Source organism: Duganella sp. BJB476 (genome assembly GCF_003416895.1).
Taxonomy (GTDB): domain Bacteria; phylum Pseudomonadota; class Gammaproteobacteria; order Burkholderiales; family Burkholderiaceae_D; genus Rugamonas.
This window is the reverse complement of the sequence record NZ_QVIO01000001.1, coordinates 674,535-699,271: the sequence shown is the minus strand read 5'-3', so window position 1 is coordinate 699,271 and position 24,737 is coordinate 674,535. Positions and strand designations below refer to the sequence as shown.

21 protein-coding genes are annotated in these 24,737 nt (G+C 65.8%); 12 read left to right on the top strand and 9 right to left on the bottom strand.

Going from position 1 to position 24,737, the window contains the following annotated elements; all coding sequences use genetic code 11:
- Nucleotides 1–5 precede the first annotated feature (5 nt).
- The 5 genes from D0T21_RS03065 to D0T21_RS03045 all read left to right on the top strand — a co-directional run bounded on the left by D0T21_RS03065 (nucleotide 6) and on the right by D0T21_RS03045 (nucleotide 2,051).
- The gene (locus D0T21_RS03065; protein WP_116988354.1) at nucleotides 6–443 is read left to right on the top strand and encodes a helix-turn-helix transcriptional regulator; all 438 of its coding nucleotides are present in this window, start codon (nucleotides 6–8) and stop codon (nucleotides 441–443) included.
- A complete protein-coding gene (locus D0T21_RS03060) occupies nucleotides 344–793 on the top strand; it encodes an SRPBCC domain-containing protein (RefSeq protein ID WP_116988353.1) in 450 nt (149 codons plus the stop codon). Before D0T21_RS03065 ends, D0T21_RS03060 begins: the two co-directional genes overlap by 100 nt.
- Nucleotides 790–1,137, top strand: a complete 348-nt coding sequence (locus D0T21_RS03055) for a GFA family protein (RefSeq protein WP_116988352.1) — start codon at nucleotides 790–792, stop codon at nucleotides 1,135–1,137. The genes D0T21_RS03060 and D0T21_RS03055 overlap by 4 nt, the downstream gene beginning before the upstream one ends.
- A gap of 65 nt (nucleotides 1,138–1,202) precedes the next feature.
- Complete coding sequence (locus tag D0T21_RS03050; RefSeq protein WP_116988351.1) at nucleotides 1,203–1,661, top strand: hypothetical protein; 459 nt, start codon at nucleotides 1,203–1,205, stop codon at nucleotides 1,659–1,661.
- An 18-nt stretch (nucleotides 1,662–1,679) separates the two neighbouring features.
- Nucleotides 1,680–2,051, top strand: a complete 372-nt coding sequence (locus tag D0T21_RS03045) for a gamma-glutamylcyclotransferase family protein (RefSeq protein ID WP_116988350.1) — start codon at nucleotides 1,680–1,682, stop codon at nucleotides 2,049–2,051.
- A gap of 55 nt (nucleotides 2,052–2,106) precedes the next feature.
- Here the strand turns inward: D0T21_RS03045 and D0T21_RS03040 are convergent, their stop codons facing one another.
- On the bottom strand, nucleotides 2,107–4,338 hold the full coding sequence (locus tag D0T21_RS03040; protein WP_116989337.1) for an NADP-dependent isocitrate dehydrogenase: 2,232 nt from the start codon (nucleotides 4,336–4,338) through the stop codon (nucleotides 2,107–2,109).
- 380 nt (nucleotides 4,339–4,718) lie between these two features.
- On the opposite strand from D0T21_RS03040, the gene D0T21_RS03035 reads away from it, so the two are divergent.
- The 4 genes from D0T21_RS03035 to D0T21_RS03020 are packed head-to-tail and all read left to right on the top strand — an operon-like array spanning nucleotide 4,719 to nucleotide 9,218.
- Nucleotides 4,719–6,437, top strand: a complete 1,719-nt coding sequence (locus tag D0T21_RS03035; RefSeq protein WP_116988349.1) for a methyl-accepting chemotaxis protein — start codon at nucleotides 4,719–4,721, stop codon at nucleotides 6,435–6,437.
- A 15-nt stretch (nucleotides 6,438–6,452) separates the two neighbouring features.
- A complete protein-coding gene (gene cysC, locus D0T21_RS03030; protein WP_116988348.1) occupies nucleotides 6,453–7,082 on the top strand; it encodes an adenylyl-sulfate kinase in 630 nt (209 codons plus the stop codon).
- Between the two features lie 7 nt (nucleotides 7,083–7,089).
- Nucleotides 7,090–8,103 carry a hypothetical protein gene (locus D0T21_RS03025; RefSeq protein WP_116988347.1) on the top strand — a complete coding sequence of 338 codons (1,014 nt, stop codon included), beginning with the start codon at nucleotides 7,090–7,092 and terminating at the stop codon, nucleotides 8,101–8,103.
- Entirely contained in the window at nucleotides 8,100–9,218 is a 1,119-nt protein-coding gene (locus D0T21_RS03020) for a sulfotransferase (protein WP_116988346.1), read from the top strand. The genes D0T21_RS03025 and D0T21_RS03020 overlap by 4 nt, the downstream gene beginning before the upstream one ends.
- An 11-nt stretch (nucleotides 9,219–9,229) precedes the next feature.
- Here D0T21_RS03020 and D0T21_RS03015 read toward each other — a convergent pair whose 3' ends face one another.
- The 5 genes from D0T21_RS03015 to D0T21_RS31975 all read right to left on the bottom strand — a co-directional run bounded on the left by D0T21_RS03015 (nucleotide 9,230) and on the right by D0T21_RS31975 (nucleotide 17,806).
- Entirely contained in the window at nucleotides 9,230–11,755 is a 2,526-nt protein-coding gene (locus tag D0T21_RS03015) for an ATP-binding protein (RefSeq protein ID WP_116988345.1), read from the bottom strand.
- A 10-nt stretch (nucleotides 11,756–11,765) separates the two neighbouring features.
- Nucleotides 11,766–12,782: an ABC transporter substrate-binding protein gene (locus D0T21_RS03010; protein WP_116988344.1), complete on the bottom strand. Its 1,017-nt coding sequence runs from the start codon at nucleotides 12,780–12,782 to the stop codon at nucleotides 11,766–11,768.
- A gap of 26 nt (nucleotides 12,783–12,808) precedes the next feature.
- Entirely contained in the window at nucleotides 12,809–14,032 is a 1,224-nt protein-coding gene (locus D0T21_RS03005) for a hybrid sensor histidine kinase/response regulator (RefSeq protein ID WP_116988343.1), read from the bottom strand.
- A gap of 69 nt (nucleotides 14,033–14,101) precedes the next feature.
- Nucleotides 14,102–17,398 (bottom strand): EAL domain-containing protein, encoded by a 3,297-nt coding sequence (locus D0T21_RS03000; protein WP_116988342.1) that lies wholly within the window; start codon nucleotides 17,396–17,398, stop codon nucleotides 14,102–14,104.
- Nucleotides 17,399–17,479: 81 nt separating this feature from the next.
- Nucleotides 17,480–17,806 carry a response regulator gene (locus tag D0T21_RS31975; protein WP_158567953.1) on the bottom strand — a complete coding sequence of 109 codons (327 nt, stop codon included), beginning with the start codon at nucleotides 17,804–17,806 and terminating at the stop codon, nucleotides 17,480–17,482.
- A 204-nt stretch (nucleotides 17,807–18,010) separates the two neighbouring features.
- Between D0T21_RS31975 and D0T21_RS02990 the strand changes: the two genes are divergently transcribed.
- Complete coding sequence (locus tag D0T21_RS02990) at nucleotides 18,011–19,291, top strand: ABC transporter substrate-binding protein (protein WP_158567952.1); 1,281 nt, start codon at nucleotides 18,011–18,013, stop codon at nucleotides 19,289–19,291.
- A 27-nt stretch (nucleotides 19,292–19,318) separates the two neighbouring features.
- Here the strand turns inward: D0T21_RS02990 and D0T21_RS02985 are convergent, their stop codons facing one another.
- Nucleotides 19,319–19,960, bottom strand: coding sequence for a hydrolase (locus D0T21_RS02985; protein ID WP_116988339.1), 642 nt, complete (start codon nucleotides 19,958–19,960; stop codon nucleotides 19,319–19,321).
- A gap of 100 nt (nucleotides 19,961–20,060) precedes the next feature.
- Here D0T21_RS02985 and D0T21_RS02980 point away from each other — a divergent pair, with 100 nt between their 5' ends.
- Both D0T21_RS02980 and D0T21_RS02975 read left to right on the top strand, forming a co-directional pair.
- Nucleotides 20,061–20,954 (top strand): LysR substrate-binding domain-containing protein, encoded by an 894-nt coding sequence (locus D0T21_RS02980; protein WP_116988338.1) that lies wholly within the window; start codon nucleotides 20,061–20,063, stop codon nucleotides 20,952–20,954.
- Between the two features lie 92 nt (nucleotides 20,955–21,046).
- Nucleotides 21,047–21,508 carry a cache domain-containing protein gene (locus D0T21_RS02975; RefSeq protein WP_116988337.1) on the top strand — a complete coding sequence of 154 codons (462 nt, stop codon included), beginning with the start codon at nucleotides 21,047–21,049 and terminating at the stop codon, nucleotides 21,506–21,508.
- Between the two features lie 725 nt (nucleotides 21,509–22,233).
- Here D0T21_RS02975 and D0T21_RS02965 read toward each other — a convergent pair.
- Entirely contained in the window at nucleotides 22,234–24,189 is a 1,956-nt protein-coding gene (locus D0T21_RS02965; RefSeq protein WP_229211314.1) for a bifunctional diguanylate cyclase/phosphodiesterase, read from the bottom strand.
- Nucleotides 24,186–24,734, bottom strand: a complete 549-nt coding sequence (locus D0T21_RS02960; protein WP_229211313.1) for a YfiR family protein — start codon at nucleotides 24,732–24,734, stop codon at nucleotides 24,186–24,188. Before D0T21_RS02960 ends, D0T21_RS02965 begins: the two co-directional genes overlap by 4 nt.
- Nucleotides 24,735–24,737 lie beyond the last annotated feature (3 nt).

Sequence of the window (24,737 nt, the reverse complement as noted above, 5' to 3'; positions counted from 1 at the left end):
ACCTTATGGTTAACTATAAAGATCCCCAGCTGGACCTGATCTTCGCGGCACTGTCCGATGCCACGCGGCGCGGCGTGCTGGCGCAATTGGGCGGCGGCAGTTGTACGGTCACAGAGCTGGCGCAGCAGTATGAGATGTCGCTGCCCGGCTTCATGAAACACCTGGCCGTGCTGGAAACGGCCGGCCTGATCGCCCGCTCGAAGGAAGGACGCGTGGTGCGCTGCGAACTGCATGCCGCGCCCATGCAGGATGCCGCCATGTGGATTGCCCACTACCAGCGTTTCTGGACCGACCAGCTCGATTCGCTGGGACGCTATCTCTATCACCAGGAGGAAATCGCATCATGCCAACAACCGAACAGCCCGCCCAAGTCAGTCTCCGACGCATCTACCCCGTCGGTCCCGAAAAAGTCTGGCGCGCGTGGACCGACCCGCAAGCGCTGAGCCAGTGGTTCGGCCCCGGTGCGGCCTCGCTGACCAAGGCCGAGCTCGACCTGCGCGTAGGCGGTCAATATCACCTCGCCTTCGCCGGCCCCGACGGCGGCTTGAATCAATTGACCGGCGTTTATCAGGAAGTGGCGCCTTATACGCGGCTGGTATTCACCTGGGCCTGGCACAGCACGCCGGAACGGCAGTCGCGCGTCAGCATCGTTTTAACGCCGGTGGCGGAAGGTACGGAACTGAGCTTCGTGCACGACCGCTTCTTCGACGAGCAGGCCCGCATCAACCATGAACGGGGCTGGGCTCTGTTCTTCAGCAGTCTTGATCGTTACTTTTCAGGAGGTTCGCTATGAAATACCAGGGAAGCTGCCATTGCGGCAATGTGAAACTTGAGGCCGAAGGCGAGATCACATCGGCGATGTCCTGCAACTGCTCGATATGCCAGCGTAAGGGCGTGCTGATGTGGTTCATACCGCGCCAGGACATGCGCCTGCTGACGCCGGAAGACGCGGCCAGCACCTACCTGTTCAACAAGCACCTGATCAAGCACCGCTTCTGCCCGACCTGCGGCATCTCGCCCTACAGCGAAGGCACGGCGCCCAACGGCGACGCCATGGCCGCCATCAATATCCGTTGCATCGAAGGGATAGACCTGGACGCCATCCCCGTCACTCACTACGACGGCCGGTCGATTTAATCCGCTCGACCTCCTGAAGATTTGCTTTTAAAATAAGACTCCGCAAATCCACAGGAGGCTGAGGCATGAAGCGCTGGTCAATTCCATTTGCTGTACTGGTCGGTGGCGCCATTGCCGGCGCGCTCGACATCACGTTCGCGATTTCCTTTGCCGTCTACAACGGCCTGACGCCTGAGCGCCTGCTGCAAATCGTCGCCAGCGGTCTGCTGGGCAGCGCGGCCTTCAACGGCGGCGCATTGACGGCGGCGCTTGGATTGCTGAGTCACTTCGCCCTCAGCTTCGTATGGATGGCGCTGTTCCTGGTGGCGGCACGGCAGGCGCCTGCCCTGCTGGCCAAGCCACTGCTGTCTGCCATCCTGTTCGGCATCCTGGTGTTCCTGGCGATGCGGCTGGTGGTGCTGCCGCTGTCCGCCTTCCCCCACCCTGTCACATTCCAGCCGCTGTCGACGGTACTGGACCTGGCTTCCCACATGTTTTTGTTCGGCCTGCCGATTGTGTGGGCCACCCGCAAGGCAACGCCCTGACCCCACAAGGAAACGCAGATGGAATCACGCCCTACCGATGCAACCGAAATGCTGTTCTCCTACGGCACGCTGCAACAGCCGGAAGTGCAGATGGCGACGTTTGGCCGCCTGCTGTCCGGCCATCAGGACAGCCTGCCGGGCTATCGCCTGTCGGCGGTGGCGATTGACGATCCGGCCGTGGTCGAAACCAGCGGCAAGACGCATCATCCCATCGTTTCCCACACCGGCTCGCCGGACGACAAGGTTGCCGGCTCGGTGCTGGCGGTGACTGCCGATGAACTGCGGGACTCGGACCGCTACGAAGTGGCGGCGTACCGCCGCCAAAGCGTCGCGCTGGCCTCGGGCGCCGTCGCCTGGGCCTATGTGGATGCAAGGGATACGCCGACATAAAAAAAGGGCAGCCTTTTAATCGGCTGCCCTTCTGCTTTACGGCGTTACGCTAGATTCAGATCGCTGCAATCGCCGCGTTGAAGGTGGCGCTTGGACGCATGACCGCTTCGGTCTTGGCCGGGTCCGGGTAGTAGTAGCCGCCGATGTCCATCGGCTTGCCCTGCACCGAGTTCAGCTCTTCGACGATCTTGGCTTCGTTGGCCGCCAGCGATTTCGCCAGTGGCGCGAAATAGGCTTGCAGTTCAGCGTCGTCGGTCTGGGCCGCCAGCGCCTGCGCCCAGTACAGCGACAGGTAGAAGTGGCTGCCACGGTTGTCCAGCTCGCCGGTACGGGTCGATGGCGACTTGTTATTGTCCAGCAGCTTGCCGGTGGCTTCGTCCAGCGTCTTGGCCAACAGCTTGGCCTTGGCGTTGCCGGACTTGATGCCCAGGTCTTCCAGCGATACCGCCAGCGCCAGGAACTCGCCCAGCGAATCCCAGCGCAGGTGGTTTTCTTCCACCAACTGCTTGACGTGTTTCGGCGCCGAGCCGCCGGCGCCGGTTTCGTACATGCCGCCGCCCGCCATCAGCGGAACGATGGACAGCATCTTGGCGCTGGTGCCCAGTTCCAGGATCGGGAACAGGTCGGTCAGGTAGTCGCGCAGGATGTTGCCGGTCACCGAGATGGTGTCCAGGCCGCGGAAGGCGCGCTCCAGCGTATAGCGCATGGCGCGGGTCTGCGACATGATCTGGATTTCCAAGCCCTTGGTGTCGTGGTCCTTCAGGTAGGTTTGCACCTTCTTGATCACTTCGTTCTCGTGCGGACGATAGCTGTCCAGCCAGAACACGGCAGGCATACCGGAATTGCGGGCGCGGGTGACGGCCAGTTTGACCCAGTCGCGGATCGGCGCGTCCTTGACCTGGCACATGCGCCAGATATCGCCTTCTTCAACGTTCTGGGTCAGCAGCACTTCGCCGGTGGCCAGGTCGGTGATGTTGGCGACGCCGGCTTCCGAGACTTCGAAAGTCTTGTCGTGCGAGCCGTATTCCTCGGCTTGCTGGGCCATCAGGCCGACGTTAGGCACGGTGCCCATGGTCTTCGGATCGAAGTTGCCATGCCATTTGCAGAAGCCGATCATTTCCTGGTAGATGCGGGCGAAGGTCGATTCCGGCATCACGGCCTTGACGTCCTTCGGACGGCCATCGGCGCCCCACATCTTGCCGCCGATGCGGATCATGGCTGGCATCGACGCGTCGACGATGATGTCGTTCGGCGAGTGGAAGTTGGTGATGCCCTTGGCCGAGTCGACCATCGCCAGTTCCGGACGGTTGGCGTGGCAGGCGTGCAGGTCCTTGAGGATCTCTTCCTTCTGCGAGGTCGGCAGCTTTTCGATCTTCTCGTACAGGTTGGCCATGCCGTTGTTGACGTTGACGCCCAGTTCATCGAACAGCGCCGCGTGCTTGGCGAACGCGTCCTTGTAGAAGATGCGGACGCAGTGGCCGAACACGATCGGGTGCGACACCTTCATCATGGTGGCCTTGACGTGCAGCGAGAACATCACGCCGGTCTTGAAGGCGTCGTCGATTTCCTTCTCGTAGAACTCCAGCAAGGCCTTTTTGCTCATGAACATGCTGTCGATGATTTCGCCGGCCTGCAGCGAGACCTTCGGTTTCAGCACGACGGTCTTGCCGGAAGCGGTGATCAGTTCCATCTTGACATCACGGGCCTGGCTCAGGGTCAGCGATTTTTCGCCGTGGTAGAAGTCGCCGTGGTGCATGTGCGAGACGTGGGTGCGCGAAGCCTGGCTCCACTCGCCCATCGAATGCGGGTGCTTGCGGGCGAACTCTTTGACGGCCTTGGGCGCGCGGCGGTCGGAGTTACCTTCGCGCAGCACCGGGTTGACCGAGCTGCCGATGCACTTGCCGTAGCGGGCTTTGAGCGCCTTGTCGGCGTCGGTCTTGGCATCTTCCGGATAATCCGGCAGCTTGTAGCCGCGCGCTTGCAGCTCGCGGATGCAGGTGGTCAGCTGACCGACCGAAGCGCTGATGTTGGGCAGCTTGATGATGTTGGTGTCGGCGAGCTGGGTCAGTGCGCCCAGTTCGGCCAGGGTGTTCGGGACCTTCTGCGCGTCGCTCAGGAATTCGGGGAATTCGGCCAGCACCCGTGCCGCCACCGAAATATCGCTGGAGGTCACGTCCACGCCAGCCGATGCAGCGAACTTCTTGATAATAGGCAGCAGCGAATAGGTCGCCAGCATAGGCGCTTCATCGGTCAGCGTGTAGATGATTTTAGTTTTCTGTGTTGCCATGTTCATTCCATGTCATGCGGGCGATACCCGCCGATTGAATTCCTCCGTTCCAGATTGCAAGATGGATTGTCGTAATCTGGCAACGGCCCCAACCTGCATTTTAGCCCTGTTGGCGGCCGATGCCCAGAGGCGGATTCTGCGTATCGGGCCTTTGCCCTCAATAAATATAAAAAGAACATCCACTTAAGTTGCTCCAGAGCATAACTTTAACAACTAAAAGTTTCAGCAGGCCCAAGCACCACATATTTCTTTGTTGCACCAGTGCTGAAAGTGATTATGTGAGAGTTTACGCGCCCCGTCAGCCCTCTAAGATCGTGCAAACGTTCTGCCAAATTCTCATTTGGATATTTGGAATGCAAATAAGGCCTTAAGGAGGCAATATGAAATTTCAGAATTGGACAGTGGCGAGCCGGCTGGGACTGGGTTTTGGCCTGGGCGCTGTGTTTCTGTTGGTAATCATCGCGCTGGCCCTGACCAGCATGCGGCAGATCCAGGGGCGGCTGGACGAAATCAGCAAGGTCAACAATATCGAGACCAAACTGGCCCAGGTGATGGACCTGACAGTTACAGAGCGCGCGCTTGCCACGCGCAACCTGATCCTGTTGAAGGAAGACAAGGAAATCCAGATCGAGGTCAACCGTATCGACGAACAGCAGAAGAAATATGCCGCCGCCCAGGACCAGTTGGGGCAAATGTTCTCGACGCTGGCCGGCACCTCCCCTGATGAAAAAGAGTTGCTGGAACAAATCCGCAAGCAGGCGGATCTGGCAGTACCGTTCATCCAGCGCGCCGCCTCGCTGGCGCTGGAGCAAAAACAGGACGACGCCTATAAAGTGCTGCGCTATGAATTCCGGCCGGTGCAGAAGCGCTGGTGGGAACTGCTGCGCAAGCTGATCGCCCTCGAGGAAAAACAAAACGTCGAAGCGGCCGACGCGGCCGAAGTGGCCTACGCCCAGGCCCGCACGGTGATGCTGATCATCGGTTCGCTGGCCCTGCTGACCAGCGTGGCGGCGGCCTGGCTGATCACCCGCGGCGTCACCCGCGAGCTGGGCTGCGAGCCGGGCGAAGCGGCCGAGATCGCCGGCCAGATCGCCGCCGGCAACCTGACGGTGCGCATCGATCCCAAGGCGGGCGACCAGCACAGCCTGCTGTTCGCGATGCGCTCCATGCGCGACAGCCTGGCCCGCATCGTCAACCAGGTGCACGCCAGCACCGAGACCATCGCCGCCGCCGCCGGCCAGATCGCCTCCGGCAACCTGGACCTGTCCTCGCGCACCGAGCAGCAGGCCAGCACGCTGGAGGAAACCGCCTCCTCGATGGAGGAGCTGACCAGCACCGTGCGCCTGAACACCGACCACGCGCGCCAGGCCAACGGCCTGGCCGAATCGGCCTCCGACGTCGCCGCCAAGGGTGGCGCGGTGGTGGCGCAGGTGGTCGACACCATGGCCGCCATCGATGTCTCCGCGCGCAAGATCGTCGACATCATCGCCGTCATCGACGGCATCGCCTTCCAGACCAACATCCTGGCGCTGAACGCCGCCGTGGAAGCGGCGCGCGCCGGCGAACAGGGGCGCGGCTTCGCGGTCGTCGCCACCGAGGTGCGCAACCTGGCCCAGCGCTCGGCCGCAGCGGCCAAGGAAATCAAGGACTTGATCGGCGATTCGGTCGACAAGGTCCAGGCCGGCAACCGCCTGGTCGAACAGGCCGGATCGACCATGCACGACGTGGTGTCCAGCGTCAAACGGGTGACCGACATCATGTCCGAGATCATGCTGGCCAGCCAGGAGCAATCGTCGGGCATCGAGCAGATCAACACGGCGGTCACGCAGATGGACGACGTGACCCAGCAAAACGCCGCGCTGGTGGAGGAAGCCGCCGCCGCCGCGCACGCCATGCAGGACCAGGTCAACAGCCTCAACGACCTGGTCAGCGTGTTCCGCACCGAGGCCAAGTCGGTCGCGGCGCGGCCGGCGCTGCAGCGGGTAGCGGCCGTGGCCGTGGCGGTGCCGGCCAAGTCGCCGCGCGCCCCCGCCCTGACCACGGCGGTGCGCGCACGCGGCGCGGCCAAGGTCGATACGCAGGAATGGGAACAGTTCTGATTCGGAGGATGAGTGATGGGCAAGCTGGATAAAATCGACGACGTGGGCATGCCGGGCGCGCCCAATATATTCTGGCACGGCAGCCAGGTCAGCGCCGACGTGCGCAGCCGCCAGGCCGGGCAACGGGCGGCCACCATCTGGCTCACCGGCCTCAGCGGCGCTGGCAAGTCGACCCTGGCGTCCGCGCTGGAAGGCCGGCTGGTCGGCGCCGGCCACATGGCCTACGTGCTGGACGGCGACAACCTGCGCCACCACCTGAACCGCGACCTCGGCTTCTCGCCCGCCGACCGCCAGGAAAACATCCGCCGCAGCGCCGAAGTGGCCAGGATCATGAACGACGCCGGCCTGTTCGTGATCTGCGCCTTCATCTCGCCGCTGCGCCAGGACCGCGAGATGGCGCGCCAGATCATCGGCGCCAACAACTTCATCGAAACCCATATCTGCACCTCGGTCGCCGTGTGCGAGGCGCGCGACCCCAAGGGCCTGTACCAGAAAGCCCGGGCCGGGCTGATACCGGAGTTCACCGGCATCTCGGCGCCGTACGAGGAACCGCTGGCGCCGGCGCTCAAGCTGGACACCGGCGCCCTGCCGCTGGACGCCTGCTGCGAGCGGCTGTATCAACAACTGTCGCGCCGCTTCATCTGATGCCGTCATGGACGCCGCGCACAACTACGATGTCTTCAACGGCGACGCCGACGGCATCTTCGCGCTGCACCAGATGCGCCTGCACACGCCGCTGCAGGCCGGGCTGATCACCGGCGTCAAGCGCGAGATCGACCTGCTGCGGCGCGTGCCGGACGGCTGTACCGGCCAGGTGCTGGTGCTCGACATCGCGCTCGACAGCAACACCGCGGCCCTGCAGCGCCTGCTCGACGGCGGCGCCGAGGTAGCGTACTTCGACCACCACTCGGCCGACTGCGCCTTCGCCCATCCCCGCCTGCGCCTGCATTGCGACGGCGCGCCCGACGTCTGCACCAGCATCCTGGTGGACCGCCACCTGCAAGGCCGCCACCGGCCTTGGGCGGTGGCGGCGGCCTTCGGCGACAACCTGGCCGAAGCGGCCTGCCGGCTGGCCCGCCGCATCGGCCTGGACGCCGCCGCCGTCGAGGCGCTGGCGCAGTTGGGCCAGGTGTTCAACTACAACGCCTACGGCGAATGCGAGCAGGACCTGCACATCGCCCCGGCCGCGCTGTACCGCGCGCTGGCCGGCCACGAGCACCCTTTCGATTTCATCGCCGGCAGCGAGATCTACCGCGCCCTGTGCGCCGGCTACCGCGACGATTGCGCGCACCTGCAAGGCCTGCGGCCGCACGCCGAACTGGGCGCCGGCGCGGTCTACATCCTGCCCGCCAGCGCCTGGGCGCGGCGCGTCAGCGGCGTGCTGGCCAACCGGCTGGCGGCCCAGCACCACGGCGCCTCGTTCGCCGTGCTCAACGAACGCGACGACGGCTCCTACCTGGTCAGCGTACGTTCGGGAACACCGTTGACGCACAGCGCCAACGGCTTTTGCCAGCAATTCGACACCGGTGGCGGACGCAAGGCCGCCGCCGGCATCAACCGCCTGCCGGCGGCGGAACTGGGCCGTTTCATGGACAGCTTCCGCCGCTATTACACCGCGTCGCCCGCCGGCCTCGCCGGCCTGATTACCGAGGAAAAATCAACATGAACGATATGTCCAACAATGGCGGCGTCCGGCGTCCGCGTCCCGTGATGATGATACCGCTGCGCCGCTGCGGCAGCCACGCGCTGCGGCTGCGGCTGAACATGTCGCCGCAGTTCTATTCGCCCTACCCGCTGCACATCGTCGACCTGGTGCCGCTGCTGCCGCTGTACGGCGACCTGCGCGACGACCGCGCCTACTTCAACCTGGTGGTCGACGTGGTGGGCCTGCAGGCGGTGAGCATGGTTAAGTGGCCGGAGGTGGTGTTCGATCCGGTGGAGATCTTCGAAACGCTGCGCAGCCAGCCGCGCAGCGTGCACCGCGTGGTGTGGGAACTGCTGCTGCGCTCGGCCGAGCAGCAAGGTGCCGGCGTGGTGATGGACAAGTCGCTGGACAGCGTGCACTACGCGCAGGAGCTGATGACGCTGTATCCAGACATGCTGTTCGTCAACGTGGCGCGCGATCCGCGCGCCCAGGTGGCGTCGATGAACCGCGCCATCATCCACGATTTCGACACCCGCCTCAACGCCCAGGCCTGGCTGGCCGCGCACCAGGCGGCCGACCGCGTGATGCAGCAATGGCCCGAACGCGTGCTGACCATCCGCTACGAAGACTTCCTGTCGCAGCAGCAGGCCACGCTGGAGACCGTGTGCGGCTTCCTGGGCATCGCCTTCCAGCCGCAGATGCTGGACGGCGCCGCCTCGCGCGAGGCGCTCCAGCTATCGCAGATGTCGGCGCTATGGTCGTCCAACTGCTATCCGCCGATCGCCGCCAACATCGACAAGTTCAAGCAGCAGCTGACGCTGGACGAGATCAACCTGATCGAAACGCTGACCGGCGACTACATGGACCGCTACGGCTACACCCGCCTGGCCGCCGGCGACGCGCCGATGCAGCCGGCGCTGCTCGAACAGGCCCAGCGCAGCTCCAAGGTGGGCCGCGAACTGGCCTGGCGCGACCTGGAGCGCAGCAACTTCCGCGACTACGCGCTGCGCCGCAGCCGCGCCGACTATCTGGAACGGCTGCGCGCGCGCCTGCTGGGACAGCCGTCGCTGCCCGGCAGCGGCCAGCTCGTCACGCTTGAACAGTTGGATCCGGCCGCGTTTGCGCCGGCCGATTAAGCACCGGCCGATCAAGCCTGGGCCAGTTGCTCCGCGCACTTGGCCAGCGCCAGCCGCAGCTCGCGCATCTTGGGCGGCTTGCTCAGCACCTGGTCGACATTGACCGGCGCCTCGCCGCTGTCCGGGATCAGGCGCTGGCCCCAGCCGGTCAGCAGCACCACCGGCGTGGCCGGGGCCACGCGCTTGACCGTCTCGGCCACCTTGCGGCCGTCGACATACGGCATGCCAAGGTCGGTGATCACCACCGCAAACGCGTTACCCGCCTGCTCGGCCGCGCAGAACAGGTCAATGCCAGCCTGGCCGCCGTCGGCCTTGGTGACATGGTGGCCGTCCAGGCTCAGGATATTCTCCAGCGACGCCAGCACGGTGGGGTCGTCGTCGACGATCAGGATGCGCAGGCCCGGTCCCGGCCCCAGCGCCTGCAGCGGCGCGGAACCGGCCGCCGACGTCGGCGCCACCGGGAAATACATCCTGACCGCGGTGCCGTGGTTCAGTTTGGACTCGATGGCGATGCTGGCCGAGTGCCGCTCTATCATGCCGTACACGGTGGCCAGGCCGAGGCCGGTGCCGCGTTCGCCCTTGGTGGTGAAGAACGGTTCCAGGCAGCGCCGCTGCGTCGCCTCGTCCATGCCGGTGCCACTGTCGGCCACCTCCACCAGCACATACGGGCCGGAGCCGTCATCCAACTGCTCGACATGGCGGGTGCGCAGGGTCACGGCGCCGCCCTCCGGCATGGCGTCGACGGCATTGAAGATCAGGTTGGTCAAGGCTTCGCGGATTTCGCCCTCGACGCCGAGGATGGCCGGCAGCTCGACGCCCAGCTCCTGCCGCATCTCGATCACGATGCCGCGCTGTTGCGGCATGTCCGACCAGCGCGCGCGGGTCAGGTCGACCACGTGCTGCATCATCAGGTTGACGTTGACGGTGCTGTGGGTCAGCTGCGGTTCGCGCTGGCGGTAGAACTCGCGCATGCGCGCCACCGTCGAGGCGACGTCGTCGATGGCGCGCTCGATCACCTGCAAGCAGGCGCGGCCGTTCTCGCTCAGGCCGCGCTCGGTCTCCAGCAGCGACTCGGCGTACAGGCCGATCGGCGAGATGGCGTTGTTGATGTCGTGCGCGATGCCGCTGGCCATTTGCCCCAGCGCGCGCAGGCGCTCCTGCTTGGTCACCTGCACCTGGCTCTGGTGCAGGTCGTCGTAAGCCTGTTGCAGCGCGCCGTACAGCCTGGCCTGGTTGGCGGCCAGCGCCACGTGCTCGCTGAGCTGGCGCAGGAATTCGCAGTCGGTGCTGGAGAAGGCGTCGGCCTCGGCGCGCGCCACGATCAGCACGCCGAACACGGTGCTTTCGGCCAGCAGCGGCGCCAGCACCAGCGAACTCATGCCCACCTTGGCCAGCCGCCTGGGGAAGGGAAACTCGACGTCGCGGATGTCGGGCTCGTACACCAGCTGGCCGCGCACGCAGCGCGACAGGCCGTTCTCGTCGATCTCGATGCGGGCCGCCTCGCCCATCGCCATCGCCTCGGACAGCTGGTAGCTCTGCATGCCGACGCAGCTGACCACCAGCTCGTTGCCCTGGTACAGGCAGATGGCGCCGAAATCGATGGGCAGCTGGTCTTCCAGGCAACGCACCACCACCTGGAAGATGCTGGGCAAGTCCTGCCGCTCGCCGATCGAGCGGGTGATCTGGTGAAGCAAGCTCATGCGCGCCAGCTGGGCCACCACCTTGCGCTCGGCCGCCTGCCGTTCCGCCACCTCGGTTTGCAGCGCCACGTTGGCGTGGATCAGTTCATCGCGCGAGACGGTGGTCTGGCGCAGCCGCTCCACCATGCCGTCGAAGGACCTGGCCAAGTTGCCGATCTCGTCGTCGGCGCGCGCGTCCAGCACCACGTCCAGGCTGCCGGCGCCGATCACCTTGGTGGCCTGGTGCAGGCGCGCCAGCGGCTTGCTGACGCTGCGGATGGTCAGGCCCATCGCGCCGATCACCACCAGCAGCACCAGCGCGCCCAGCACCGCGCCGACCGTCACCAGGTCGGACTGGGCCGACAACATCTTGCCGCGGCTGATGCGGGCCAGGTCTTCCGCGTCGGACATCATCGCCTGCGCCCGGTTCATCATCAGGCCCGACAGCCTGGCCTCCAGCTCCAGCAGGATGGTGCGCCGCTCCGGCGTGCGGGTGAACTCCGCCTGCAGCCCCTGCAACTCGTTGAACAAACCCAGCAGCGACTGCTGGCGTTCGCGCACGTCGCGCAGCAGTCCCCGTTCATCCTCGTCGTCGAAGTTGCCGTCGTCGGCGATCATCGTTTGCAGCGACTGGTGCCGTTGCAGCCATTGCGCCTTGGTGCGGGCCTGGTGGAGCTGCACATACTCCAGCGACAGATAGCGCAGCGCGGCGGCGCCGCGCAGCACGTCGCCGGTGATTTCCGCCTTGGCGATCTCGTGCCGCATCTGCTGCGTGGTGCGGGCGAACACCAGCGCCATGATCGCCAGCAGGACGATGCAGATGATTTGCGCCAGCTTGAGGCGGGTGGAGATTTTCACGCGGTGGCCCCTAGTAGATGATCGTCACTTCGGTCGGGCTCACGGTCTTGAGTCCGTCGAGGTAGATGTAGTCGAGGAAGTTGGGCACCTCGCGCGCGGTGGTCAACCCGCCCTTGATGGCCCAGCGCGACTGGTCCTCCAGCACCAGCAGCAGGCTCTGGTCGAGCTCCAGGCCGAAATGGTGGGCCGGCCACGCGGCCAGCATGGCGCTGGCGCCGCTGGCCGAGAGCTTGGGAAAGAAGGCCACGCCGGCGGCCGGATGTTCGCGGCAAAAGCGCTCGCCCTGCTCCAGCGCCTGCAACAGCCGCACCACGGTGTGCGGATTCTGCTTGATGTAGCGCGACAGCGCCACCATGTTGTAGATACTCTCGTAGACGTCGGCCCCGGTGAAGCGGATGGCGTTGGCGCCCAGGCTTTCCTCGGCCACGCCCAGGAAGGGATCCCAGCCGGCGACGGCGTCCACCTTGCCGTCGGTGATGGCCTGCTGCAGGCCGTCGGGCGGGTAGTTCACCAGCGTCACGTCGTGGGTGTCGAGGCGCTGGCGATTGAGGAACACCTCCAGCGTGAAATGGCCGGAAGTGCTCAGTGTCACGCCGATGCGCTTGCCCTTCAGGTCGGCGGGCCGGGCGATACCACGGTCGCGCCGCGCCACCAGGCCGTGGTCGCGGCCGGTGCGGAAGATGGTGCTGATCACCTGGATCGGCGTGGCGTCCATCGCAAAGAACATGATGGGGATGTCGGCCACGGTCGCCATGTCGGCCTTGTTCGAGGTCACCGCCTCCAGCGCCTGGCGGCCGTTGGTGTAGGGCTGCAGCGTGACCGCCAGTTGCCGGCCTTTGAAATAGCCCTGGGCCTGGGCCGCCATCACCGGACAGGCGCCCACATATTCGGTGTTGGTGGCGATCACCAGCGCGGTCGGCGCCGGCAGCGGATCGACGGCCGGCCGCAGCACCAGCCACATGCCGACGCCGGCCAGCAGTACCAGCACGGCGGCCAGCAACCAGGCTGTGAGGGGAAAACGCTTCATACGGGCTCCAGGCATGGACTGCTGTGTCAGCTGGCGTGCTGGGTGGGGACGCGCGCGCCCGGCATGGCAGCCACGCCGCTTTGCAGCGGTAGCTCGATGCGGAAGGTGCTGCCCTCGCCGGGCTTGCTTTCCACGCTGATGCTGCCGCGCATGGCTTCGACCAGGCGCTTGGTGATGGTCAACCCCAGGCCGGTGCCTTCCTCATTGCTCTCGTCGCGGCCGGCGCGGCCGAACGGCAGGAAGATCTCTTCCATCTGTTCGGGATTGAGGCCGATGCCGCTGTCGCTGACGGCGATGCAGCCGTAGCCGGCGCGCGACACGCTGCAATAGACCGTGACGCTGCCGTGCACATGGTTGTACTTGATCGCATTCGACAGCAGGTTCACCAGGATCTGCTTGAGCCGCATGCGGTCGACGCACAGCTCCAGCTTGCAATCGGCCGGCATCATCAGCGCGATCAGGCGCTTCTCGGCCAGCGGCGCGACGATGGCCTGCACTTCGCGCAGCACCTCGTCCAGCAGCACCGCGCCCAGCATCATCGACACCTTGCCGGCCTCGATCTTGGACAGGTCCAGCATCTCGTTCACCAGCTGCAGCAAGTGCCTGCCGGACGAGACGATGTTCTGGCAGAAGCGCTGGCGCTCGCCCTCGCCCTTGGGGAATTTGTCGCTGGCCAGGATCTGCGCGAAGCCGAGGATGCTGTTCAGCGGCGTGCGCAGCTCGTGGCTCATATTCGACAGGAAGGCCGACTTCTCGCTATTGGTGCGCTCGGCCTCCTTGCGCGCCGTCTCCAGGAACAGGTTCACGCGGCCGAGCTCGTCAATGCGGTCGCGCAGGGCCGCCTCCAGCTTGAGGTTCTGCGTGCGCAGCTGGCGCGAATCAAGCGCGCGCGCCAGCACCGGCAGCAGGGTCGCGGCCTTGAAGGGTTTGATGATGTAGTCGAAGGCGCCGATCTTCATCGCCTTGACGGCGGTATCGACGGTGCCCTCGCCGGTCATGATGATGCAGGCGATGGTGGAGTCCAGCGCCCGCGCCGCTTCGATCAGGCTCAGCCCGTTCATGCCGGGCATGATCATGTCGGTCAGCAGCAGGTCGAAGTGGTTGTCGCGCAGATGGGCCAGCGCCAGTTCACCGGTGGCAAAGCCGACCGCGTCGAACTCGTGTTGCCCCAGGATGTCGCACAGCGCCTTGAGATGGGCAGCCTGATCGTCCACGACCATGATGCGTGAACGCGGGACAAACTCGGACATGTCGCCTCCTGATACCATTGTTGGCTTTAGCAATTATGCCTACTTTACCGGGCGGAAATCTCACCAATTCTATCTATCGACCAGCTTGGCTTCCGGCTGTTGCGGCCGGCCGAACATCATCTTCTGGTAGCGGAACGCGTCGCGGATATTTTCGCGCAGCGTCAGGTCGTCCCAGGGCTTGGTGTAGAAGCGGTAGATCTCGCCGCGGTTGATGGCGTTCAGCACGGCCTCCAGCTCGGTGTAGCCGGACAGGATGATGCGTATCGTCTCGGGATACATGTCCTTCACGCGGCTGAGGAACTCGGTGCCGTTCATGCCGGGCATGCGCTGGTCGCTGATCACCACCTGTACCTGGTGGCTGGCCAGCAGATCGAAAGCTTCCTCGGCGGTGTTGGCGCGCAGGATGCGGTAGCCGTCGGGACGCAGCAGGCGCGTCAGCGCGGAACGGATGCTGGGCTCGTCGTCCAGCAACAACAGTGTCTGCTGTTCGCCCGGCGTTTCCTCGGCCGGCAGGGCCAGCGCGCGCTCTTCACCCAGCAGCGCGCCGAAGTCCTGCGCCGGCAAGGGCTTGCTGAACAAATAGCCCTGCATCTCGTCGCACTGGTAGCGCCGCAGATAGGCCAGCTGGGCTTCGGTCTCCACGCCCTCGGCGATGACCTTGAAGCCCAGGCTCTGGCCCAGCGCGATCACCGAGCGCACGATGGCGGCCACCTTGGGTTCGGCCAGCATCTCGCGCACGAAGGACTGGTCGATCTTCAGGTAGTCGACCGGGAACAGCTTCAGGTAGGCCAGGCTGGAGTAGCCGGTGCCGAAATCGTCGATCGACAGCGCGATGCCCATCTGCTTGAGGCCGCGCACCACCGCCACCGCGCCGTCGACGTTGTGCATCACCAGGCTCTCGGTCAGTTCCAGTTCCAGGTAGTGGGCGTCGAGGCCGCTGTCGGACAGCGCCGCCTGCACTTCCCGGCTCAGTCCCGGGTCGCGGAACTGGCGCGCCGAGACATTGACCGCCACCCGCAGCGGCGTCAGCCCGGCCTGCTGCCATTGCTGGTTCTGGAAACAGGCGGTGCGCATCACCCAGCGCCCGATCGCCACGATCAGGCCGGTTTCCTCGGCCACGCCGATGAAGCGCGCCGGCGACACCATGCCCATGGTCGGATGGCGCCAGCGCAGCAAGGCCTCCATGCCGACCACGGCGCCGCTGCGCAGGTCGACCTTGGGCTGGTAGTGCAGACTCAGCTGGTCGCGTTCGAGCGCATGGCGCAGCTCGGCCTCTATCATGGCGCGCTCGGTGATGCGGCTGTGCATGGCCGCCTCGTAGAACTGCAGTTGGTTGCGGCCGCCCTCCTTGGCGCGGTACATGGCGATGTCGGCGTGCTTGAGCAACTGGTGCGGCTCGCCGCCGTCGAGCGGGTAGACGCTGACGCCGATGCTGCAGGTGACGGTCAGCACCTGGCCGGCGATGGCGATCGTCTCGGCCACCGTCTCCTGCACCTGCTGCAGCACGGCCGCGGCCGGCGACTCCGGCGTGTCCGACAGCAGCAGCAGGAATTCGTCGCCGCCCAGGCGGGCCACGGTGTCGCTGTCGGCCAGGCAGGTGCGCAGGCGGATGCCGACCGTGCACAGCAGCTCGTCGCCGGCCTGGTGGCCCAGGCTGTCGTTGACCAGCTTGAAGTTGTCCAGGTCAATGAACACCACCCACAGGTGATGGCCATAGCGTTCGGCATAGCTGATGGCCTGCGCCATGCGGTCGCCGAACAACGCCCGGTTCGGCAAGCCGGTCAGCGGATCGTGGTTGGCCTGGTGCTCCAGCTGGTTCTGGTAGTTGATCGACTCCGTCATGTCGGTCAACACGCACACATGGTGGCTGGGCGGGCCGCCGGGCACCGGCACCGGCGCCACATGCAGCCGCACCCACAACAGGTGGCCGTTGCGGTGCACGATGCGCAGCATCATGGTCAGTTCATGCACGCCGCTCAGGGCCTCGCGCAAGGCGTCGCGGTCGGCGTTTTCCTGCTCCAGCAACAGGTCCAGCCGGCGTCCCGCGGCCTCGGCCTCGGCATAGCCGAACAGCCGCGTGAAGGCGGGATTGATGTAGTCGACCAGGTCGCCGCCGGGGCCGTGGGCGGTGATCACCACCGCGTTGTCGCTGGCCTCCAGCGCGCGCCCGCGCAGCTGCAAGGTCTGCTCGGCCTGCTTGCGGTCGGTGATGTCCTCGATCGTGCCCAGCACGCCGATGATGTTGCCGCGCTGGTCGTGGAACGGCAGCTTGTTGATCAGGTACCAGTGCAGCCGGCCGTCCTCCCGCATCAGCTGGTCTTCGTCGTTGAAGCGGGCCTTGCCGGTGGCGACGATGGTGCGGTCGTCGGCGCGGATGGTCTCGGCATTGTGGCGCCAGGGGAAATCGTCGTCGGTCTTGCCGGCCACCTCCTCCACCACCCGCAGCCCGGCGGCGGCGGCGAACACGGTGTTGCAGCCGCAGTATTTGCCGTCCAGGTCCTTCCAGAAGATCTGGTGGGGGATGTGGTCGATGACCAGCTGCTTGAGCTCGCGCGAGGCGTACAGCGCGGCCTCCATGCGCAATTGCTCGGTGACGTCGTGCGCCACCACGAAGCGCGCCTGGCGGCCGGCGATCACCAGCGAATGGGAGGAAATCTGCACCTGGATGCGGCTGCCGTCGGCCTTGACATGGGTCCAGTCGCCGGCCAGCTCGGCGCCCTTGACCGGCGCGCTGGCCAGGTTGCGTTCCAGCGCGGCGATCTGCTCGGGCGGGCGGATGTCCTTGATCGTCATCTGCAGGAACTGCGCTTCCGCGTAGCCGTAGTGCGCCACGGCGGCGGCGTTGACCATCAGGAAGCGCAGCGTTTGCAAGTCGTAGATCCACATCGGCTGCGGGTGCTGCTCGAACAGGCGCTTGAAGCGCAGCAGCGATTCGTAGACGTCGTAGTCGCTGAGCTCGTACGCCATGCACAGGAAGCGGGCCGGCCTATGCTCCGTTGCAGGCTGCAATTCGATCGACTGGGTCACCGGATGGAAGCTGCCATCGGCTCCCAGCAGTTCAAGTTCGCCGTGCCAGTAGCCGTTCTCCTGCGCGGCCGCCAGCGCCGCATCCTGCAACACCAGCGCCGCCCAGTCGGTGTACAGGCGCGCCACCGGCTCGCCCAGCTTGTAAGTGCCCAGATGCTGGCGGCAGTACAGGTTCAACGCCAGCACCCTGCCGTCCATCCCCACCGTGAAGATAAAATAGGGGCAATGGTCGAAGAAGGTTTGCGGATCGACGGCGTCGCCGTTGACGCGCAGCCGCCCCTCGGCCATCGCTGGCATCGACTGGTCCGCTGTGGAGTGTGGCCGTGGATCGATTTGCATAGGTTTATCTTAACAGAAGCAAATCATGCACAGCGCGCACTATTGGTCCTACGTTATTTCGCGGCGTTGACGAGGGCGTGTCTACAACATGACGCTCAGCAGCGCTTCGAACGATGCCGGCTTGGCCAGGTGGGCGTCGAAGCCGACCGAGAAGATGCGCGCGCGGTCGCCCGTCTGCTGGCTGCGCAAGGCGGCGGCGGTGCGGAAGCGGTCCATATTGGGCATGTCGATATCGAGGAAAATGACGTCCGGCCTGAACTGGTCCGCCAGCGTCAGCGCGTCCTCCGCGCCGTAGGCGATGGCCGTGGAATAACCGCAAGCTTCCAACAGGGCGGCGACGGTGCCGGCGGCGGTGTGATTGTCATCCACCACCAGCACGCGCTGGGTTTGCATACGATCGTCAGGCATGACGTTCTCCTTTGAGTAAGTGGGAGCATCATGCGCCTGGCGGCGCCGGACTTCTGTACGGTCCCGTACAGTGGAATGATCGCCAGCGACCAGGTCGTTATGAAAATCACCAAGCGACAGAACGAAATTGGAGCAGAGGCCGCTTCCGCCCGTCGTTGCGGCAAGCCCCGGATTGACATGCCGGGCATTCCCGCACAAACTTGCATGATGCATAAGACCCCGACAACCTCCGCCTTCAGGATCCAGCGCTGGCTGGCGGGCGGCCTGTTATGCGCCGGCCTGGGGCTGTCCGCCGCCGGTGCCGCCGCCGAACATCTGGTGATCGACTACGTGGTGTCCAACAGTCCCCAGCGCAATGCGTGGCTGGGCATCATCAACCAGTTTGCCGCCGCCAATCCGGACATCCAGGTCGAACACCACGGCTACCCGCAGGAGCAATACAAGCGCGACTTCAATGCGCGCCTGAGCACCAGCCGCGCCGACCTGGCCTTCTGGTACGCGGGCGAACGCCTGCACGATGCCGCCCGGAGCAAGCTGCTGTCCCCGGTCGACGGCGAGCTGGTCGCACTGCTGAAGAAAAAGAAGTTCGCCCCCGCCGCCATCGAAGGCACGCGCATCGACGGCGAGGTCTATGGTTTTCCGTTGTACTACTATGTCTGGGGCTTCTTGTACCGCAAGTCGCTGTTCGAGCGCCTGGGCTTGCGGCCGCCGGCCAGCTGGAGCGAGTTCCTGCAAGCCTGCGAACGCCTGCAGGCGGCGGGCGTGACGCCGCTGGCGGTGGGCGCCAGGAGCGGCTGGCCGGCCGCCGCCTGGTTCGACTATCTGAACCTGCGCATCAACGGCATCGACTTCCACCGCAAGCTGCTGCGCGGCGACGCCAGCTTCGGCGACGCCCGGGTGCGCCAGGTGTTCGATACCTGGGGCGACTTGCTGCGCAAGGGCTACTTCCTGGAGGCCACAATGGACCAGGAAACCGACCGCGTCCCGCCGTATCTGTACCGCGACCATGTCGGCATGGTGTTGGCGGCAAGCTTTGTCGCCGCCAAGTTTCCGGCGGCGATAGCGGCCGACATGGGGTTCTTCGCCTTCCCGAGCTACACGCCCAGCCTGCCCGCGTATGAGGAAGCGCCGCTCGATGTGCTGGTCCTGCCTGCCCGGGGCCTGAACACCCGCGCCCGCAACCGCTTCCTGGCCTTCCTGGCGGAGAGCGGCGCGCTGCGCCAGATCGCCGAGGCCGACCAGACTTTTTCGGCCCAGGCCGATCCGGCCGCGCCGTCCACCCTGCTGGGCGATGCCACCACCGGCATCCTGGCCGGCGCGGCCGGACTGACCTATTTCTTCGACCGCGACGCCAGGGCGGAACTGGTCGCGCCCACCTACGACGGACTGCGCCGGTTCCTCAAGCCGCCGCATGACACGGAGCAGACGGTCAGCTACATCGAGAGCGCGCGCCGGCAAGCGCGCGCACCGCTCAACCGTCCTTAGGCGGGCGTGGTCCGCGCGGCCTTGCGCTTACTCCGCGCGGTCGTAGGAGAACTGGATGCCGGCCGTGCCGCCGGTGGAGACGAACAGGTCGATGAAGGCCGGCACGGTGTCGCTGCGCTTCCAGTCGCGCTGCAATTCGCAGAACAGCTGCACCGTGCTGATCAGTTTGCCGCCGGCCTGCTCGATGCGGCGCAAGGCCATCTCGTGCGCCGCCAGCGAGGTGCCGCCAACCGCGTCGGCCACCACGTACACTTCATAGCCGGCCGCCAGCGCGTCGAGCGCCGGGAAGGTCAGGCAGGCTTCGGTCCACAGCGCGGTCATGATCAGCTTCTTGCGGCCGGTGGCTGCCACCGCCTGGCGGAACTCGACGTCTTCCCAGGAATTGATGGTGGTGCGGTCGATGGTCGGATAGCCGTCCAGCACTTTGCGCAGCTGCGGTATGGGCGGCTTGTTCAGGCCGGTCTGGACGTTGACGGTCGAATGGATGATCGGCAAACCGTAGGCGACGGCGGCCTTCGAGGCGCCGACGATGTTGTTGATCAGCAGCTGGCGGTCCATCGAGGCTATCGAGTTCACCTGCACCGGCTGGTAGTCGATGACGACAAAGGCGCTGTTCTGCGGCGTGAGCAGATGGTCGCCGGCTGGATCGCGGATGGTTTCGCTGGTCATATGAACTCCTGGTATCTAAAAGTTGAGAGGCATATGATAGGTCCGCAACAATATCTGAAAAAGTGACATAAAATGCCATCAGTGTTCTTAATTTGGAACGATGATGGATTTGAATGACATTTTCTACTTCGTGAAAGTGGTCGAACACGGAGGCTTTACCCAGGCCGGCCGCGCGCTGAACATGCCGAAGTCCAAGCTCAGCCGCCGCATCGCGGCGCTGGAAGCTGCCCACAACGTCCGCCTGCTGCAGCGGACCACGCGCCACTTCTCGGTCACCGCCATGGGCCAGGAGTTTTACGAACGCTGCCAGGGCGTGCTGGTGGAGGCGGAAGCGGCGCGCGAAGTCATGCAGCGGGTCCACGCCGAGCCGCAGGGCGTGATCCGCATGAGCTGCCCCACCGCCCTGCTCGACTACCGCATCGGCGACCTGGTGGCGCGCTTCATGGCCGAGTATCCCAAGGTGCAGGTCCACCTGGACGCCACCAACCGCCGCGTCGACGTGCTGGGCGAAGGCCTGGACCTGGCCTTGCGGGTGCGCTTTCCGCCGCTGGAAAACGTCGACCTGGTCATGCGCGTGCTGTCCGGCAGTCCGCAGCGCCTGGTCGCCAGCCCCGCCCTGCTGGCGGCCCACGCCCGCCCGGCCGATCCGGCCGCGCTGGCCGACCTGCCCAGCCTGGATTGGGGACCGGTGCGCGAACATGCCTGGCAGCTGCTCGGCCCCGGCGACGCGGAAGCGCAGGTCAGGCATCGCCCGCGCTACATCACCGACGACATGACGGCCTTGCGGCAAGCGGCGCTGCGCGGCACCGGCATCGTGCAACTGCCGGAGATGGTGGTCGAAGCCGACCTCAAGCAAGGGCGGCTGCTCGACGTGTTGCCGGGCTGGGCGCCCAAGGGCGGCATCATCCACGCGGTGTTTCCATCGCGCCGCGGCCTGCTGCCCGGCATACGGCTGCTGATCGACTTCCTGGCCGAGCACATCCGCAAAGAGTGAATGCAACACCGGCGTCGCCGAGATTGTCATTGAATTGCAATGGGTCTACACTGAAACGCCCTGTCCCGAGTTTCTTCCTGGAGGAAGTCGCAATGAAAAAGGTCATCAGTGTGCTGGCGAGTGGTCTGTTGCTGTGGTCCTTGGGCGGCGGCGCCCTGGCCGAGGAGAACCGGGGAACTGCCGAGCAGGCGGTCGCGCTGGTGAAAAAGGCGGCGGCCTATTTCCGCGCCAACGGCAAGGAAAAAGCCTTTGCCGCCTATGACGACCCCAAGGGCGAATTCGTCGACCGCGACCTGTACATCTTCGTCTACAGCAAGAAAGGCGACATCCTGGCCCATGGCGCCAACAAGCGCATGGTGGGGAAAAACCTGATGGACATTAAGGACGAGGACGGCAAGAAGTTCGTCAAGGAACAGATCGACCTGGCCATGAGCAAAGGCAGCGGATGGGTCGATCTCAAGTGGGTCAACCCGGTGACCAAGACCATGCAACCGAAGGCGTCGTATGTCGAAAAGGTCGACGACGTGATCATCGGCTCCGGCATCTACAAATAAGCGCCTGCTGTTTATGCGCCGTCGATCGGCTACGCGCTGCGCGCTGTGGGTGGCGCTGGCCTGCGCCCTCGCGGGACCGGCCGCGCTGGCGCAGCGGCCGGCCATGACGGTCGGCGTGATCGACTCCGCGCCGCTGGCCTACCGCGATGCGCACGGCGCCGCCGCCGGCCTGCATGTCGACATCCTGGCGGAACTGGCGGCGCGCAGCGGCATCCCGATCGACATTCGTATCGAGCCCAAGGCCCGCTTGCTGGCCGAACTCAAAGTGGGCAACCTGGACGGCGCCATCTTCTTTGCCTCGCCCCAGGTCGAGCTGGTCGCGGTGGACGCCGGCGTCACCGACGAGGCCAGGCTGGTGGCGTTCGGCCGGGCCGGCACGCATCTGGAAAATGTCGACGACCTGCTGCGTGCCGGCACCATCCTGCACATGGCCGACACCGCGCTGGACGGCGACCGGCGCTGGCGCAAGCACCAGGTCAACACCTACGAGCAGATGGCCAGGATGTTCGCGCAACAGCGCGCCAACGTCATCGCCGGGAATATGATGGTGTTGCTATACCAGCTGAGGAAGACCGGCGGCGAACAGCAGGTCGACTCGTCCGTCATCCTGTTCCGCAAGCTCGACAACCATCTGTTCATCTCGAAGAAATCGCCGTTTCAGGACCAGGCCGCGCTATTGGCCAAAGCCTTGCAGGAGATGGCCAGGAGCGGCGCCATCGACAAGTTCATCGTCCGCTACCAAGGGACGGAACCGGGACGCTTTGTGCTGCACCCGGCGGCATCGGTTCCGCCGACCGGGCCCGCCGCAACATCTGCTCCAGCTCGGGCGCCGGCACCGGTCGCGAGAAATAATAACCCTGCATGACGTCGCAGTTGGCCTGGCGCAGGAACTCGACCTGCTGTGCGTTCTCCACGCCCTCCGCCACCACCGACAGGCCCAGGCTGTGCGCCAGCGCGATGATGGCGATCGCGATCGCCGCGCCGTCGCCCGGCACGTCGCTGACGAAGCTGCGGTCGATCTTGAGCTGGTCGATCGGGAAGCGCTTCAGGTAAGCCATCGACGAATAGCCGGTGCCGAAATCGTCGATCGACAGATGGATGCCGGCGGCCTGGATGCGCTGCATCAACGCCAGGTTGGCCTCGACGTTTTCCATCATCGCGCTTTCCGTCAGCTCCAGCTCCAGCAGGTGCGCCGGCAGGCCGGTCTCTTCCAACAGCGCCAAGATCTCGTCCATCAAATCCTTGTCGCGGGTCTGGTGCGCCGACAGGTTGACCGCCACGTGGGCGATGCCCTCCAGCAGGCCCTCGCGCTGCCACTGCGCGGCCTGGCGGCAGGCGGTCTGCAATACCCAGCGCCCCAGCGGCACGATCACGCCGCTGTCCTCGGCCACCGGAATGAACTCGGCCGGGCTGACCGGCCCCAGTTCCGGACAGGTCCAGCGCGCCAGCACCTCGAAGCCGATCATGCGGCCGCTGCGCGTGTCGATCTGCGGCTGGTAGTGCAGCGCCAGTTCATCGTTGTCCAGCGCGCGCCGCAGCCTGGCCTCCATCGTCAGGCGCTTGTGCGCGCGCAGCGTCATCTCCTGGTGGAACACCTGGCTGGTGTTCTTGCCCAGGTTCTTGGCGTGGTACATCGCCATGTCGGCGCCGCGCATCAGCGACTCGGCGTTGTCGCCGTGCGCCGGATAGGTGGCCACGCCGATGCTGGCGCTGACGTACAGCTGCTGGCCTTCGATCGGGAATGGCGCCGCCAGCGCGCCGAGGATCTTGTCGGCCACGCCGGCCGTGACGGCGGCCGCGTCCTTCGCCTCGACGATGACGACGAATTCGTCGCCGCCGATGCGGCAGATGACGTCCTGCGCGCGCAAGGTCGCCTGCAGGCGCTCGGCCACCAGCTGCAGCAGCAGGTCGCCGCAGGTGTGGCCCAGCGTGTCGTTGACCACCTTGAAGTTGTCCAGGTCGAGCAGCAGCAAGCCCACCGCGCCGGACTGGCGGTCGGCCCGGCCCAGGCAGGCGTCGAGCTTTTCGTTGAAGGCATTCCGGTTCGGCAGCGCCGTCACCGGATCGACCAGGGCCAGGTAGTTCAGGCGCTGTTCGGCCGCGCGCACGGTGGCGCGCATGCGCGACACCAGCAGCCAGGCCAGCGCCATCGACGCCAGCGCCACCAGCAGCATGTAGGCGGCAAACGCGGCCAGGCGGCGATACAGCGGCGCCAGGGTCGCGCGCAAGACCACGCTGCCGATCACGGCGCCGTTGGCGGCGACCGGCTCCAGCACTTCGAGCGCGCCGGCGGAAAACACCTGGCGCCCGGCCCGCAAGGCCTCGTCGACGGTGGGCGGGGCGCCGCCGGCACGCCGGTAGCTGGCCAGCGGCACGCTGCGCGGATCGAGGATGGCGGCGCTCTCCACCACCGGCGACAGCGCCAGCCCGGCCAGCGTTTCGGCGGCGGCGCGCTGGTCTTCGAACAACAGCGCCGCGCTGCTGTTGCTGCCGACGATGCGCGCCTGCACTTGCACATCGTCGAGCAGCGCGTCGCGCAGCACAAAGTACTGGAACACCACCAGCAGCAAGGCGGCCACGCTGAGCGCGGCGCCGGCCACCAGCAGATTGCTGCGCGCAACCGTGCTGCCGAGCGCACCCGTTTCCGCCTTCACTTCAGCCTCCTGCGGCGCGCGCATCATTGCACGCTCCTGGCCAGGCGCAGCAGCTTGGAGCTCAGCACCATGCGGGCGGCGCGCAAGGCGCCGAGGTCGGCGTCGAAGACCACCCGCTTGTCGTCCATGAACAGCGCCAGCATCACGCCGGCGCGGGCGATCTGGCGGTCGTCGGCGACGGTCAGCACGCTGGCGCCGGCCGCGGCCAGGTCCTGCCGCAGCTGCGGCCAGGCGTCGCGGTCCTGGCGGTCCAGCACCAGCAGGTGACAGTTGCGCGGCGCCGCGCCGGCGGCCAGCACGCGCACTTCGAGCCGATGGCCATGGACGCTTTTGTCGCGCAGTTCCTGCAGCGCCGCCAGCAGCGCGTTGCCGCTGTACGTGCACAGCACCAGCGGACTGGCCGCCGGCAGCGCCTCGGACGGCCATTCGGCGAACACCGCGAAGTTGAACACGAAAGCCGCCTTGAGCTGGTACTCGGGCACCGCGCTTTCCGCGCGCGCGGCGCCGCTCCACCCGCCCAGCAGCAGGGCCAGCGGCAAGGTGGAGAACCACACGGCTATGGCGCGCACCATCGG